General features: G+C 61.3%; 17 protein-coding genes. 13 read left to right on the plus strand and 4 right to left on the minus strand.

Annotated features, from left to right (window positions below; all coding sequences use genetic code 11):
• Window positions 1-3: 3 nt before the first annotated feature.
• The gene (gene thrC / locus VGU25_06720; protein HEV2576885.1) at window positions 4-1,389 is read right to left on the minus strand and encodes a threonine synthase; all 1,386 of its coding nucleotides are present in this window, start codon (window positions 1,387-1,389) and stop codon (window positions 4-6) included.
• 26 nt (window positions 1,390-1,415) lie between these two features.
• Between thrC and modA the strand changes: the two genes are divergently transcribed.
• The 11 genes from modA (at window position 1,416) to VGU25_06775 (ending at window position 9,671) form a co-directional block, all read left to right on the plus strand.
• Window positions 1,416-2,171 carry a molybdate ABC transporter substrate-binding protein gene (modA, locus tag VGU25_06725; protein ID HEV2576886.1) on the plus strand — a complete coding sequence of 252 codons (756 nt, stop codon included), beginning with the start codon at window positions 1,416-1,418 and terminating at the stop codon, window positions 2,169-2,171.
• 130 nt (window positions 2,172-2,301) lie between these two features.
• On the plus strand, window positions 2,302-2,724 hold the full coding sequence (locus VGU25_06730; protein ID HEV2576887.1) for a hypothetical protein: 423 nt from the start codon (window positions 2,302-2,304) through the stop codon (window positions 2,722-2,724).
• A 76-nt stretch (window positions 2,725-2,800) separates the two neighbouring features.
• Window positions 2,801-3,469 carry a molybdate ABC transporter permease subunit gene (gene modB / locus VGU25_06735; protein ID HEV2576888.1) on the plus strand — a complete coding sequence of 223 codons (669 nt, stop codon included), beginning with the start codon at window positions 2,801-2,803 and terminating at the stop codon, window positions 3,467-3,469.
• The gene (locus VGU25_06740) at window positions 3,466-4,206 is read left to right on the plus strand and encodes an ATP-binding cassette domain-containing protein (protein ID HEV2576889.1); all 741 of its coding nucleotides are present in this window, start codon (window positions 3,466-3,468) and stop codon (window positions 4,204-4,206) included. Before modB ends, VGU25_06740 begins: the two co-directional genes overlap by 4 nt.
• A 123-nt stretch (window positions 4,207-4,329) precedes the next feature.
• Window positions 4,330-5,025, plus strand: coding sequence for a hypothetical protein (locus tag VGU25_06745; GenBank protein ID HEV2576890.1), 696 nt, complete (start codon window positions 4,330-4,332; stop codon window positions 5,023-5,025).
• Window positions 5,026-5,041: 16 nt separating this feature from the next.
• On the plus strand, window positions 5,042-5,830 hold the full coding sequence (locus tag VGU25_06750) for a hypothetical protein (protein ID HEV2576891.1): 789 nt from the start codon (window positions 5,042-5,044) through the stop codon (window positions 5,828-5,830).
• A gap of 32 nt (window positions 5,831-5,862) precedes the next feature.
• Window positions 5,863-6,624 carry a hypothetical protein gene (locus tag VGU25_06755; protein HEV2576892.1) on the plus strand — a complete coding sequence of 254 codons (762 nt, stop codon included), beginning with the start codon at window positions 5,863-5,865 and terminating at the stop codon, window positions 6,622-6,624.
• Between the two features lie 29 nt (window positions 6,625-6,653).
• Complete coding sequence (locus VGU25_06760) at window positions 6,654-7,373, plus strand: hypothetical protein (protein ID HEV2576893.1); 720 nt, start codon at window positions 6,654-6,656, stop codon at window positions 7,371-7,373.
• A 64-nt stretch (window positions 7,374-7,437) separates the two neighbouring features.
• Window positions 7,438-8,160 carry a hypothetical protein gene (locus VGU25_06765; protein ID HEV2576894.1) on the plus strand — a complete coding sequence of 241 codons (723 nt, stop codon included), beginning with the start codon at window positions 7,438-7,440 and terminating at the stop codon, window positions 8,158-8,160.
• Between the two features lie 24 nt (window positions 8,161-8,184).
• Window positions 8,185-8,967, plus strand: coding sequence for a hypothetical protein (locus VGU25_06770; GenBank protein HEV2576895.1), 783 nt, complete (start codon window positions 8,185-8,187; stop codon window positions 8,965-8,967).
• A complete protein-coding gene (locus tag VGU25_06775) occupies window positions 8,964-9,671 on the plus strand; it encodes a hypothetical protein (GenBank protein ID HEV2576896.1) in 708 nt (235 codons plus the stop codon). The genes VGU25_06770 and VGU25_06775 overlap by 4 nt, the downstream gene beginning before the upstream one ends.
• 88 nt (window positions 9,672-9,759) lie before the next feature.
• Here the strand turns inward: VGU25_06775 and queE are convergent, their stop codons facing one another.
• Together queE and queC are read right to left on the minus strand one after the other, a co-directional pair.
• Complete coding sequence (gene queE, locus VGU25_06780; protein HEV2576897.1) at window positions 9,760-10,392, minus strand: 7-carboxy-7-deazaguanine synthase; 633 nt, start codon at window positions 10,390-10,392, stop codon at window positions 9,760-9,762.
• Window positions 10,392-11,093 (minus strand): 7-cyano-7-deazaguanine synthase QueC, encoded by a 702-nt coding sequence (gene queC / locus VGU25_06785; GenBank protein ID HEV2576898.1) that lies wholly within the window; start codon window positions 11,091-11,093, stop codon window positions 10,392-10,394. Before queC ends, queE begins: the two co-directional genes overlap by 1 nt.
• A gap of 74 nt (window positions 11,094-11,167) precedes the next feature.
• Here queC and queD point away from each other — a divergent pair, with 74 nt between their 5' ends.
• Both queD and VGU25_06795 read left to right on the plus strand, forming a co-directional pair.
• A complete protein-coding gene (gene queD / locus VGU25_06790) occupies window positions 11,168-11,530 on the plus strand; it encodes a 6-carboxytetrahydropterin synthase QueD (protein HEV2576899.1) in 363 nt (120 codons plus the stop codon).
• A 19-nt stretch (window positions 11,531-11,549) separates the two neighbouring features.
• The gene (locus VGU25_06795) at window positions 11,550-11,735 is read left to right on the plus strand and encodes a hypothetical protein (protein ID HEV2576900.1); all 186 of its coding nucleotides are present in this window, start codon (window positions 11,550-11,552) and stop codon (window positions 11,733-11,735) included.
• Window positions 11,736-11,752: 17 nt separating this feature from the next.
• Here VGU25_06795 and VGU25_06800 read toward each other — a convergent pair whose 3' ends face one another.
• Complete coding sequence (locus VGU25_06800; protein HEV2576901.1) at window positions 11,753-14,410, minus strand: hypothetical protein; 2,658 nt, start codon at window positions 14,408-14,410, stop codon at window positions 11,753-11,755.
• Between the last annotated feature and the right edge of the window lie 94 nt (window positions 14,411-14,504).

Raw genomic sequence — 14,504 nt, forward strand, 5'->3', positions numbered from 1 at the left:
CACTCAAGCCAACTGCCCCGCTTCTTTCTCAAGTGCCCGCAGCACAGCATCCGGGTCGGCATCCAGCACCAGCGGCTCCCGCTGCAGCTTCGCAAAGCCAGCTCGCTCCGCCGCCGACGCTCCCGCCATCTCCTCATCCGTCAGCAGATCGCCGCGATGGAACTTGATCGTGTACTCCGAATCCTTCAACGTGTGTCCCGTCAGCAGCAACACAGCAGTCTCTTCCTGCCCCACTCTCCCATCGGCCACCAGCTTCTTCAAGCCGGCCAGCGTAACCGCTGAGGCCGGCTCGCAGCCAATGCCCTCGGCCCCGATTTCCGCCTTCGCCAGCGCAATCTCGCGCTCGCTCACTTGCTCCACCCATCCACCGGTCGCGGCAATCACCTTTGCCGCCTTCTTCCAGCTCGCCGGGTTGCCAATGCGAATCGCACTCGCCCGCGTGTCTGCCTGCACCGGCTCAAGCTGTCCCTCTCCGCCGCGCTGCATCCAGCGGTACAACGGATTCGCGCCCTCCGCTTGGACAACACTGATCTTCGGCACCCGCTTGATGAAGCCCAGGTGCTTCATCTCCAGAAATCCCTTGCCCAGCGCCGAGCTGTTCGCCAGGTTCCCGCCCGGCACAATCAGATGCTGAGGCACCTGCCACTCCAACTGCTCCAGAATCTCGAACGCCGGCGTCTTCTGCCCCTCCAGCCTGTACGGATTCACCGAGTTCAGCAGATAGATCGGCGCGCGCTTCACAATCTCCGCCAGCACCTTCACGCAGCCATCAAAATCCGTCTTCAACTGCACGGTCGTCGCGCCATAATCCATCGACTGCGACAGCTTCCCCCAGGCAATCTTGCCCTCAGGAATCAGCACCAGGCTCTTGAGACCCGCGCGCGCCGCATAAGCCGCCATCGCCGCGCTGGTGTTTCCCGTCGACGCGCACGCCACCCACGTGAACCCGCGCGACACAGCCACACTCAGCGCCGCCGTCATCCCGGTGTCCTTGAAGCTGCCCGTGGGGTTCATTCCCTGATGCTTGGCCAGCAGCCAGTTCAGTCCCAGCGAGCTCGCCACACGAGGCATCTCATACAACGGCGTATCGCCCTCGCGAAGCGTCACCACCCGATCCTCGGCGACAATCGGCAGCAGCTCCCGGAAGCGCCACACGCCGCTCTGGTCCACGGCCATCGTCGAGCTCTTCCGCTCCTGCCACAAATGCTTCAGCGCCAGCGGGTTCGGCCGGTACACCGGCTTATCCGCCTCCGGCGCCCCCACGCTCCACGCGTACTCCACCTCAAACAAGTCGCCGCAATCCACGCAGCGAAAGTTGCTCTGTGCCTGCGCCCCGTCGATGCGCACGCCACATCCCGTGCACAGCAGCCTGTGAACCGATAAACTCATGTGTCTCTCTAGAGTACCGTAGCTACATGCTTCGGGCTCTCTTCGCCGTTATCGCTTTCGCCGTTTTTGGCCCAACGCTCTACGCACAAAAGCAGCTCCAGCTCGCATGCGCCGCTGACCTCCAGCCGGTTATGCCCGCACTCGCCGCGCGCTACGAACACGCCACCGGCGTCCACCTCGTGACGGCCTTTGGCTCCTCCGCCACACTCGCCCAGCAGCTTGCCAACGGCGCGCCGCAGGACGTCTTCCTCTCCGCCGACACCGCCCACGCGCAGCAACTCGTCGACTCCGGCATCGCCCTCGGGCCGCCAACACCTTACGCGCACGGCGTCCTCGTCCTCTGGGCGCGGACCGACTCTCCCCTTCAACCCATCTCGCTGAACACACTCAAAGACCACCGCCTCACCCGCTTGGCTATCGCCAACCCCACACACGCACCCTACGGTCTCGCCGCGCAGCAAGCCCTTCAGCACCTCGGCCTCTACGCGCAACTTCAACCCAAACTCGCCATCGCCGAAAACATCGCCCAGACCGCGCAGTTCGCCGAATCCGGCAACGCCCAGGCCGCCCTCATCTCGCTCACCATCGGATCGAGCGATCACTTCCACCGGCTCGGCACCTTCGTTCGCGTTCCCCCGGACGCCTACGCGCCCATCCAGCAATCCGGCGTCATCCTCAAATCCAGCAAGCAGCAGGAACTCGCGCGCCAATTTCTCGACTGGCTCACCAGCTCGGCCACCCAGCAGCAACTCAAATCCTTCGGCCTCGATCCCGTGAGGTAGTTATCGCTCGCACAACGCAGCGTGTACGATGGCCCGCATGACCGGCAGCCGCATCCTCATGGACACCTTCGGCATGATGATGCAGCTCGGCGAGATTCCTCCACCAGCCTAAGGGCCACAGCCATTACCAATGATCAGTAACTGGACGAAGCGCAAGAAAATCATCGTTGGATTTCTAGCCGTTACCACCATTCCGATGGCGGTCATCTTGCCCAGACTCCTTCTCGAGCTCCATAGCGCGAATAGCGCATTTCGTAACTTTAGCGGCGCACTAATCGCGAAAAACTATGGTGAGGCATACGCCCTGACTTCACCGGAGCTTCGATCCACCACAGACTACAAATCATTCGTGGAGATACATCATGGCTTGAACTCACGGCTAGGAGATCTGACTGAAATTGCGATCGACCGGTCCGAGGTCAAAGATAAAGGGGATGGATGGTACGCGATTTTAGACGCTCAAATGATCTTCGCTCGTGGGCGCCTCCCGTTTACCTTCATCCTTAAGAAAGAACACCGCGAGTGGAAGGTTTACAGCTACCACGAACAGTAAACGGGTCAGCACCAAAAGGTGTTCTTAGCTCGATACAAGGTTCGGGTCCAAACCGCGACCCGCTACACTTCCCCTTATGGACCTCGCCGCGCTCGGCCTCACCCTCCGTCTCGCGACCGTCACCACGCTTTGTCTCCTGATCCTCGGCACGCCCCTCGCACTTTGGATCTCGTCATGCCGCACGATTTCCCGCCGCATCGTTCAAGCCGCCGTCGCGCTCCCGCTCGTCCTCCCGCCCACTGTCCTTGGCTTCTATCTTCTCGTCTGGCTTGGCCCCGCCAGAGCCCCCGGCCGAGCACTCATTCACCTGCTCGGCCACCCGCTCGCCTTCACCTTCAGCGGACTCGTCGTCGGCTCCGTCCTCTATAGCCTTCCTTTCGCCGTACAGCCGCTCGTCCTCGCCTTCTCGCACGTCGACCGCAACCTCACCGACGTCGCCTCCACGCTTGGCGCCTCGCCCCTCACCGTCTTTCGCCGCGTGATCCTCCCTCTTTCGCGCACCGGCTTCCTCACCGCCGCCGTCCTCACCTTCGCCCACACCGTCGGCGAGTTCGGCGTCGTCCTCATGCTCGGCGGCGACATCCCCGGCCTCACCCGCACGCTCTCCATCTCCATCTTCGACCAGGTCCAGGAGCTCAACTACGCCGCCGCCGATCGCACCGCTCTAGCGCTCGTCGCAATCTCATTCCTCGCCCTCCTGCTCGTCTACGTGCGCAGCTCCAACCCGCAGGCCATCGAAGCATGACCACTCGCAGCTGCATGAGCATCGCTCCACCACGCGCGTGGCACCACAGGCTCGACCTCGATTGCACGCTGGGCAGCTTGCACCTCGACCTCGCGCCGCTCGAATTCGCGGCTCCGTGGAGCATCCTCTTCGGCCCTTCCGGCAGCGGCAAGAGCTCCGTTCTCCGAGCGATCTGCGGTCTGCTTCCGCACGCGCATCCGACCCTTCTCCGTTCCAGCGAAGACCACGAAAACAACCTCACTCACCTCCCGCCGCACGGTCGCTCCATCGCCTACGCCCCGCAACAACCCGCGCTCTTTCCGCACCTCACCGTGCGCGACAACATCGCCTTCAGCTCCTCGCTCCATCCACCCGCAAATCCGCAACTCGCCGAAGACGCACTCGCGCTGTTCGAGCTCCACCCCATCGCCCACCGCACCCCCGCGCGTCTCTCCGGCGGCGAGCGCCAGCGCGTCAATCTGGCCCGCGCCTTCGCCCGCCCCAACACCCGCCTCATGCTGCTCGACGAACCCTTCACCGGCCTCGACATCAAGCTGCGCGACCAGCTCATCCCGCGCATGAAGCAGTTCCTCGCCGCACGTTCGATCCCCTGCATCTCCGTCACACACGATGTGGACGAAGCCCTGCTGCTCGACGCCGAGGTCTTCCGCATCGACGCCGGCCGCATCCTTGCCTTCGGGCCGGCCCGCATAATCCTCGCCGACGAGCGCGCCCGCCTGCTCAACGCCCTTCGCTAGCTCCTCTCTCCCCGGCACCAAACCACGTTCGCTCCGCTGGATTTCCCCCAGCGACCGTGTATCTTGTCCTCAATCTCCAATCGGGCCCTGTTGTTCACTCAAAATTCAGCCACAGGCCCACCCATGCTCGATGTTCACGCGCCCCACGACTCCGCCCACACCTGGACTGACTTCTTCATCCACATAGCCACCATCGTGGTCGGCCTGATCATCGCCATCGGTCTCGAGCAGACAGTCGAGATGATCCACCGTCATCGTAAGAGCGTTGCAGCTCAGCAGTCCCTCCACGATCAGAGCATCGCAAATCGCGCGCTGACGCAGCATGACCTGAACGTCATTGCGGAATGCCGAAGCCTTATTCGCAAGAACATGGACGCTCTCGACACCGCTCGAGGCCAATCGACCCTCTCAGTCGCATCCTTTACACCGTTCCTCGCCTCAACTTACACACCGTCGCCCGAAAATAACGCGTGGCTTGCTCTACGCGACACGGGCGGACTGGAGTTGCTACCGCCGAAGCTCGCCCAAGCTTACGGCAAGGTCGATTACATGCGCTCCATCGCGGCATCCTCCAATGAGCTCATCATCACGCGGAGACAGGATGTCCAGGCTATTCTCCATCTCCACAACAGCCCCGCACAGCTCACCTCTGAAGAGCGCGAGCAACTCCTCATCGCCTTCAGCAAACTCGACCAGGCAATGGTGGAGATGCGCAATGCCCTCCTGATATTCAGCGGAGGCAATGAGCTGGCTCTCGCCGGAGCTGAAATTTCGCCCGCATCTGAAGCCCCCATCTTCCGGCAACTGCCGCAGCAGTAATCCGTCAGGAACACCCATGATTGATATCCACACGCCCGACCAACGCACCCACACCTGGACCGACTTCTTCATCCACATCGCCACCATCGCCGTTGGTCTTCTTCTCGCCATCGGTCTCGAACAAGGCGTCGAGTACATCCATCACCGCCGCCAGGTCTCCGAAACCCGCCAAGCTCTCCGCATCGAGCGCGAGACCAATCGCCAGGCCTATGCGCAGGTCGTCAAGGAATTCCGTCGTCAGAACGCGGCTCTGCTCAACAACCTTCTTGTCCTGCACCTTCTCCAGCAGCATCCTGGAGCCCCGGCGGAGCAGCTTCCCGGAATCCTCGTCTGGCACGCGATCAGGGTTACCTTCGCAGAATCCGCATGGAAGACCGCCGAGCAGAGCAGCGTCACCGCGCTCATGCCGCAGGACGAGGTTCGCCGCTACGCCTTACTCTACGAGCGAATCGAGAACGCGAACCGGAACTTCGATGCTGTATGGCCGGCCATCATCAGGGCCCGGCTTTACGGCCTGGAGGACCCCGATCCGTCCCATCTCAGCCCGGCTCAAATCGCCCAGGAGCTCGACGACACACGGGCTGCGCTCGTTCAGCTCTACACCCAGGCCGCCGCCCTCGTGCAGCTCGTCACCGCCGAGAACGACTTCGGGCCGGGCCTCACGAAGGAAGAGCTCAACTCCGATATGCGCGTAACCGAGATCGAACAGGATCCACGTTTCGCCGCCGCCATCGCCCGCACGAACAGCCGTCTGCCGGCAGACAATCGCATTCCCATTCCTCAGTCCGCCTCCGGCTCAAAGTAAAGACCTCCAGCCACTCACGGAGTCACACCCGCATGATCGACGTCCACGCCCCACACGAACGCACTAACACCTGGCGCGACATCTTCGTCCATCTCGCCATCGTCATCGTTGGCATCCTCATCGCCATCGGTCTTGAGCAGACGATCGAATTCATTCACCGCAGCCACCAGCGCCACCAACTCGAAGCCGACCTTCACACGGAAGCCGAGAATAACCGCGCTATCATCGCGCGCGATCTCCGCCTGCAGGATCTCGAGCCCTGGTTCGAGCAGGTCATCAACGCAGTCGACTCCGCGATGCCGCAGCAGGGAAAAATTCACATCACTCTTCCCCTCGCACCCTGCATCCCCGGCTCCGTCGGTACATCCACCGAGCGCTATTTCGCTCCGTCGGAAGCCGTCTGGACAACCGCCAAGGAGAGCAGTCTCGTTGATCTCCTTCCCGTCGAGCAGGCCCGCATGTTCACCCGACTTTCGCACAATTACGATCTCCTCGGCGACAGCCGCAACGAGTTCTATCACCACTGCAGCACTATCGGCGCCATGCAGCACCGCTTCGCTCGGCTCTCCCCAGCTCCCCCAGCCACCGCCGTCTGGACGCTCTCGCCCGACCAGGCCGAGCGTCTGGCACAGGTCGCCTCCGATGCTCGCACTGCCATCAAGGGTCTCTGCTTCCGGCTTCGCTGGTCCGATGTTTACGAGCAAGGCATCCTCTCCGGCGAAACCCGCGCCGACCAGCGAATGATGTCCATGAACCAGGAACGCTTCGAGGATAATCAGGACGCCATCCAGTAGCCGCTCACAGCCACACGCAACGAGGACCGATGATCGACATCCATCCGCCCCAACACGCGCCCATGACACGCCGCGACTTCTTCGTCCATCTCCTCATCGTCGTCCTCGGCATCCTCATCGCCATCGGTCTCGAGCAGGCCGCCGAAGTCATCCACCATCACCACCAGCGTCGGCAATTGGAAGAGGACCTCCGCACGGAGGCGCAGCGCAACGTCGGCACAATCGACGCTAACGAGAAAAACTTTGCAGTCTACATGGCCTGGTATCGCGACGTTCTGAAGGCCGGGAGAGAGGCGAAACCTATGGGTGAATTCGTTAGCTTTGTCATTCCGCCTAGAGTCGACCCCAGGGTCGCCCAGCGACCGATGGACAACGTTTGGCCTGCCGCAACGGCTTCAGGCGCCGTGGCTGTGCTGCCCCGTGAGGAAGTCGAGACCTTCGGAAGAATCAACACCTATGCCGAATTTGCCGATCAAATCGCGGGAGCTCGTCAGGCAGCACTCCTCACCGAGAACGCAGTCCTCAGCCGTCTTGGTCTCAGCCTCGCTCCAGGTACAACCTTGCGAATGACCGCGCAGGACCGGGATGAACTGATGCGCGCCGTCGCAACTCACCTTGAAGGCTATCGCGAGCTAGCCGTCGCAGATGCCACGTGGCAAGGCTGTTCCGAGGCAGTCCTTCACGGCGTCAACTCTATCGATGGTTTTTACCCCTACATCGCGCGGGCCCAGGCCAGCCAACCAAAATGACCGCTCATCATCCGCCCGTCCCCGTCTCATCAGCTCCCACACGCCGCCTTGGAGTTCTCCAGCAATGATCGACATCCACCCACCGCATCACGCCGCCATCACAAGACGCGAGTTCTTCATTCACCTCTTCATCGTCATCCTCGGCATCCTCATCGCCATCGGCCTGGAGCAGGCCGTCGAGGTCTTCCATCACCATCAAGAGCGCCAGGCCCTGATCGATGACTTCCATCGCGAGTGTGCCGACAACCTCAAAGTCTTCGATTTCGATCTCGACGTCATTCACCACGAGTTTGCCTGGGAGCACGCCTCGCTCGCAGCGCTGCGCAATGCCCAGCCGCACGGCGGATACGTCACCGTCACCATGCCTCAACCACCTGCGCAGAACAATCTCCAGTCGCCATCCCGCTCCGTCTGGTCCGTCGCAAAGACCAGCGGCAAGGTCGACCTCCTGCCGGAAAACCTCGCCGAAATCTTCGATCGCGTCGATACCGAGGGCGCGCATTGGAACGATGTGGTCCAGCCCGCCACCACCGCTTTCCAGCGCTTGAAGAGCTTCGGCGATCGCACCGGTTCCCCCCTCAACACCGGAGCGACCATTCACCTCACCCTCGCCCAGCGAGACGACGCCGAATCCATCTTCGACGATCACCTCGTGCAGTTCGAACAGGAGAGGATCTGGATCGCCTGGTGGAAGGGCGCTTCCATTAGTGTCCTTCGCGGCGTCCAGTCCCGCGCTGACATGGCAGAAGACATCAAGCGCGCCAACATCGCTTCCCGTCAACAGTAACGTTCCAGTCATTCGGAGAGCTGCATGATCGACATCCATGCCCCGCACGAATCCGTCCACACCTGGCGCGACATCCTCATCCACCTCGCAATCGTCATCGTCGGCATCTTCGTCGCTATCGGCCTCGAGCAAACCGTCGAATACTTCCACCACCTCCACCAGCGCCACCAGCTCGAGGACAATTTGCGCGACGAGCTCCGCGTCGACCTCCGTCACGACGCCAATGACTTCCGGATTCTCGCCGACATTCGCGCCTATACCGTCGAGCTGAAGTCCGCCGTTACCGCTCGGCGCACTGGCAAATCTTCACCCCAGCCGCCCGCAGCAAATGATCCCCGCCGCCACCGGATTCCACTCGCTCCCTCCATTGCCATCTGGGATGCCGCTAAGCTCGACGCCACCATCACCCTCCTTCCCTCACGGGACATCAACATCTTCAACGGCGTCGTTCTCCAGCACGACCTCACCTTCGCGGCGCTCGACGACTTCCAGCACGCTGCCTTCGCGCTCGAAAGCTTCGAAGAGCGCTTCATCGACGCTCCCGGCGCCTTCGACATGGGCTACCCCGCACCTCCGCCCAACCTTGACGCCATGTCTCCCGCCGACCTCACGCAGTACGAGACCCTCCTCGCCGCCTACATCAAGGCCGTAGACCGCATCAACGTGCGCGTGCACTTCTTCGATAGCGTTATCCGCGCCGTCTTGGACGGTGCCACTGACCGCGACGACCTGACTCGCCGCGCCTTCCCCGACGGCAAGCCGCCGTCCCTCGACATCCCGCCAACTACAGAGAGCGCCCAACCATGATCGACGTCCACGTCCCGCACAAATCCGAACACACCTGGACCGACTTCTTCATCCACATCGGCACCATCGCTGTGGGCATTCTCCTCGCAATCGGGCTGGAGCAGGCCGTTGAACTCATCCACGAGCGCCATCAGGTTCACGAGCTGCGCGAGGGAGCCATCGCCGACGCCCGCATCTACCTCCACGACGTGGACCAGAATCTTGCTGCCGACACTCGGCAGGTCGAAGATCTCACCCGACGGATCCAGGAGGTTCGGTCCGCACTCGACGAGCATCAGCCGTTGCCGCCACCCGCCTATCGTCCGGCGCTCACCATCAGCACCATTCGGCTCGGCAATCTCGCGGCTGCCAAAGCAAGCGGTCTCTTCCATCTGCTCTCGCAGGATGAGATCAACAGTGCTGGAGACGCCGAAGTCGGTGTGGTCAAGGCCGAAGCACTCAAGGAGCGTGCCTTGGAAGCTGCCACAAGGCGCATAGCCTTCGAGCAGCGCTTCCAGTCCAACTTTCCCTCCGGTCCGTCCGATTTCTCGCACATTACGCCGTCACAGCTCGACGAATATCTCGGCCTCCTGCTCGACGAACGTGTCCGGCGCACTGAGACGATCACTTACCTCGAGCTGATGCACCGCGGCACGCTGGCGTACCTGAACGGCCAACGCAGCCTCGAAAAACTCCGCGAAGCTCAAGAGCCAACTTCGCACTGAGCCGCGACACCATCACCAACCTCGATCCACCTCATCGCGCCGCGATGCAAACCTGCGAAGCGCCGCGACGTTAACGGCTCCCAAATAGCTACCGAATTCCGATCATCTTGTGCGTCTGCAGACTCAGCCGCCAGACTGGATTCTGCTGGCAGAAATCAATCGCCGCCGCGAGCGATGCCTTGCTGTCCGGCCCATCCATCGGCTGAATAAAGAAGTGCTTGAACCCGAGCTTCAAATACTCATTCGGATCCGTCTCCTGCGGATACACGACCTTCAGCTCATCCCCACGCGTCACCACCAGCCTTGCATTTGCCTTCGGACTCACACACACCCAGTCCACACCCTCCGGCACAGCAATCGTCCCATTCGTCTCTACCGCAATCCAGAACCCGCGCTCATGCAGCGCCGCAATCAGCGCCGCATCCAGCTGCAGCAGCGGCTCGCCGCCGGTGCACACTACGAATCTCTGCCCACCGGCATTCTTCGGCCACTTCTCCGCAACTGCATTCGCCAGCTCTTCCGCTGACGCGAACTTCCCTCCGCCATCGCCATCCGTGCCGAAAAAATCCGTATCGCAAAACTGACACACTGCCTGCTCACGATCCTGCTCGCGTCCGCTCCATAAATTGCATCCGCTGAATCGGCAAAAAACCGCTGCGCGCCCGGCATTCATGCCCTCGCCCTGCAACGTGTAAAAAATCTCTTTCACCGCGTATGCCATCAGCTCTTCCGATACCTAACCGGGTCACTCGCGGCATTCTCCGCAAACCCCTTCAGCCGCAGCAGACATGCATCGCACGCGCCGCACGCTTCCCCTTCATCTGACGCGTCATAGCACGTCACCGTCATCGCATAGTCCACGCCGAGCTCCAACCCCTTGTGCACAATCTCCGCCTTCGTCATCGCAATCAGCGGCGTATGAATCTCAACCCGCTTCCCCTCGCTGCCAATCTTCGTCCCCAGGTTCGCCATCGCCTCAAACGCCCGAATAAACTCCGGCCGGCAGTCCGGATACCCGCTGTAATCCAGCGCATTCACGCCGATAAAAATATCCGTCGCCGCCAGGCTCTCCGCCCACGCCAGCGCCAGCGAAAGAAACACCGTGTTCCTCGCCGGCACATACGTCACCGGAATCCCCTGGCCCATCTCCTCCACCGACCGATGCTTCGGAATCTCCGCATCGCCCGTCAGCGCCGACCCGTCAAACGCACTCAGATCCACCTTCAGCACAATGTGCCGCGCCACCCCGGCCGCCGCGGCCACCCGCGCCGCCGCCCGCAGCTCCGCCTTATGCGTCTGTCCGTAATCAAAGCTCAGCGCATAAACACTGAACCCCTCCGCCTTCGCAATCGCCACAACCGTCGTCGAGTCCAGTCCTCCGCTCAACAACACAACTGCTTTCTGTTGGCCGCTTCTGCCCATCCAATCAGTTTACCGTCCTCAACACGAGCGCCTAAACTTATAAGAAGACGAGCCGAAGTGGCTCCTGATACAAGATGGAAATTTTCAAAGAATTTCGCTTCGAAGCCGCGCACCGCCTGCCGAACGTCCCCGCCGGCCACAAATGCGCGCGCCTGCACGGCCATTCCTTTCACGTCGAGATCCACGTCCGCGGCGACCTCGACGAAACCCTCGGCTGGATTTGCGACTTCGCCGACCTTAACAGCGCCTTTCGTCCTCTCTACGACCAGCTCGATCACAACTATCTCAACGACATCCCCGGCCTCGAAAATCCCACCAGCGAAGTCCTCGCACGCTGGATCTGGCAGCGCCTCGAACCCACCCTCCCCAACCTCAGCCGCATCGTCGTCCGGGAAACCTGCACCAGCGGCGCTATCTACAACGGCCCAAACCGCTGACCCCCTGAAACAAGAGAATTTGCCCTCACGCATCTTCTCCTTGAATCGCGCGCCATTAGGACGCCAGGAGGACTGGGAGGATTCCCCCGAAGGCTATCCGAAGACCGAACGCTACAAGTGGTGGCGCTGGCACGATGCCTACAGCGTTGAAGATCCCGGTTTAGTCAGCACCATCGACAAAGGCATGGAGATACTGAACCTGTAACGCTTACGCAACCCGACTTACGGGCTTTGCTTGCACGAGAGCACTTCCTTGTTCTTCACATACGTCTCGCAAAGCCCCACCATTCCCTTATTCGGGCAACTGTAGTTCCCTCCACTGCCTGTGCAATGCCCATTCCTTAAAATGTGGTCGACGACCGCGGGCACCAAGGCGCCGCAGCTTGCCACCGCCCCATTCTTGAGCATCGTCTCGCACAACCCGTACATCCCGTTCAGTGGACACAGAAAATCGCTTTGCTGCTCGCTGTCGGCCGTACACCCGCCTTGGGTCAAGGTGTTGTAGGCCACCTGCCTCTCCCTGGTCACATTCTGTCCCTGCCCGCTCACCTGGCCGGTTCCTGGGTTATACGTTGTCTGGAAATCCAGCACGCACGTCGTCCCATCATGGCAGCCGAAATCAATGCCGTTAGGCGGAAGACTGAGTGAGAGTTGAGGAAACCATATCTGCCAATTCCACTGGTCCGACCAGACATCAATGTCCACGAACACCTGCGGATTGATTCCCGGTGTCACTGTAAACCCGAGGTTGTAGACAGGATTCCCCACACTGAAATGGCTGTTATCCGTTCCCCCTGCCGCGCTCACTCCCACCGATATTGTCTGCGGGCTGTGTGTTAGCACCGTCTGCCGGTTTTGCGTCTCATCATGAAACGTAAACTGCAGCTTGTCAGAGTGCAGATTCAGCTTTGCCGCCGGCAGCAGCTGGCCGCCAGCTACGCCATAATTCAGTAGTCCGCCCAGCAGATCTAACCCATTCAGTATGAGCACCGAGTTGATTCCGCCACTTCCCGGAGCCGGCGGCTGAAACTTGCCTCCTGTGAAAGGCGCAGGCAGATAATCCGTGAAGTCCACACCTAGACTGAATCCGGGGTCGACGCTCAAGCCCGGCAGGTTCAAGTCAAAACCCGCGTCGAACCCAATCTGCGCCACGATCTCCTTCGCATCGAACATCTGGCCCTGCGAAAGTCCCGTCGCCGCAAAATCGTTGACATTGCCTTCGATCGGCACGAAATTTGCCGTCACCGTGCCCGTCGCGGAATTCTGCGCATTCACCGCGCCGTGGTATTTCAGATCCATTTGGATCGGGAAGCGCAACCCGAACCCATAATTGAATCCCGCATGAAGCTCTAGTCCGTACGTCGACGAGCACCCGACAATGCACCAGTTGATCGTCACCTGTTCGCCCCAGCTCCACTCATAGTCATTGCCTATCGTGAATCCGGTAAGAAAGTAATCCGTCCCCAGATCGGCATCGCCCGCCTTATCCGCACCCGCGCCGGCACTCACCGAGTGCGCCGGAACCACCCTCAGCAGCTTCGGAAAATTCGGCACACTGCCATTCGCCGGCACGCCGTTACGCAATAATTGCTGCGTCGCGTTCATCTCCCCGGCAGTCCCCGTCGCCAGCACCGTCTCCTTCGGATGCGCATACTTCGACGACGCAGCGTTCGGCACAAACATCACCTCTTCAAACTGCTGCACCCCCGAGTTGATCAGCTCCCCCTTCAGGTCGTCATCGGTCAGCGTCGCCATCCGCGCCGCCTCAGCCTCTCCAACCTGCGCCACAATCGCCGCACGCTGCGTCGGGTTTGCCAGGGCACTCTTTAGTTGCGCAATCCCTTTATTCGCATCCGCCTGTTCCAACGCAATGTTGCGCTGATAGGCCGCCGCCGCCGCCTGCCGCTTTCCCGGATCAGCCACATAACGCGGACTTCCCCGCGTGCCGAACTCCGTCAGTCGCTCGTTCGTCGTGCTCCGCGTGAAACACGCCACACCCGCGCGCGCCAGCTGCGCCTTCGCGCTCGCGTCCGCGCATTTGCCCGGAAGAATCCGATACGTCAGCACATGATGAATCACCAATCCCTGGTCGACCTCGCTGATCTCCGACGTGTTCTCGCGCACCTCCACGTGCTGGGGCATCGCACGCAAACGGTCCGCCACATTGAACAGCGCCTGCGGATTACTCAACATCGGTTGGAAGTCGACCTTTGCTTCACCCAACGTCACCTGTGAGTTCGAGCGCAGACTCTCCAGCGCATACGTCCGTACCACGTGCAAACGCTGCATCGTCTGCGCATGAGTGCCGCCGGTGAGAACGACAGAGTTCGGAACCCTCCCCACATTCATCGCGCGCGCCGGCGCTTGCCGCACATTCGGCTGCGGCGTCGCGCCTGCCTCTGGCGGCGTTCCTGGGTTCGGCCGCACGATCGGCGCCGGATTCGGCGTCCTCGCCTGTGGCGCGGGACTCACATTCCCCGGCGCAGGTTCCGTTGCATTCGCTGCCGGCTCTCGGTTCATGCCCGGCCCTCGCGGCGGTCCCGCAACAAAAATCCTCGCCGCGTCAATCTCCATCCCATGCAGCGCGCCGTAAACCGTCGCGCTGGCGCCCCGTACCAGAGCACTCACTGACGCAGGCTGTCCTCCCTGGCACACAGTCACAGAGTTGCTGTACCGCACCGTGACGGTCTGCGTCCCGTAGCTGATCTGCAGCGTGCTGCCGTCCGGCACACTCGATATCTGCCCAGTAAACTTGCCTTCCCCCGGCCCGCGGTTCATGTTGCTGCACGCGGTCTGCGCGAAGCCCGCTGTACTGATGAGTGTGGGAGTCAGGAGCGCGCAAAACAATGACCTCACCAATGCTGAGGACAGTTTTCTCATGTTGCCTCCTCTAGTTCTTCGTCAGCAGAACGCAGCGTATTCGCTCGCGCCAAGACTCAGGAGGGCCCATCGAACGCAGCGACTTTACACCTAA

This window comes from Acidobacteriaceae bacterium (assembly GCA_035944135.1).
GTDB lineage: Bacteria > Acidobacteriota > Terriglobia > Terriglobales > Acidobacteriaceae > Granulicella.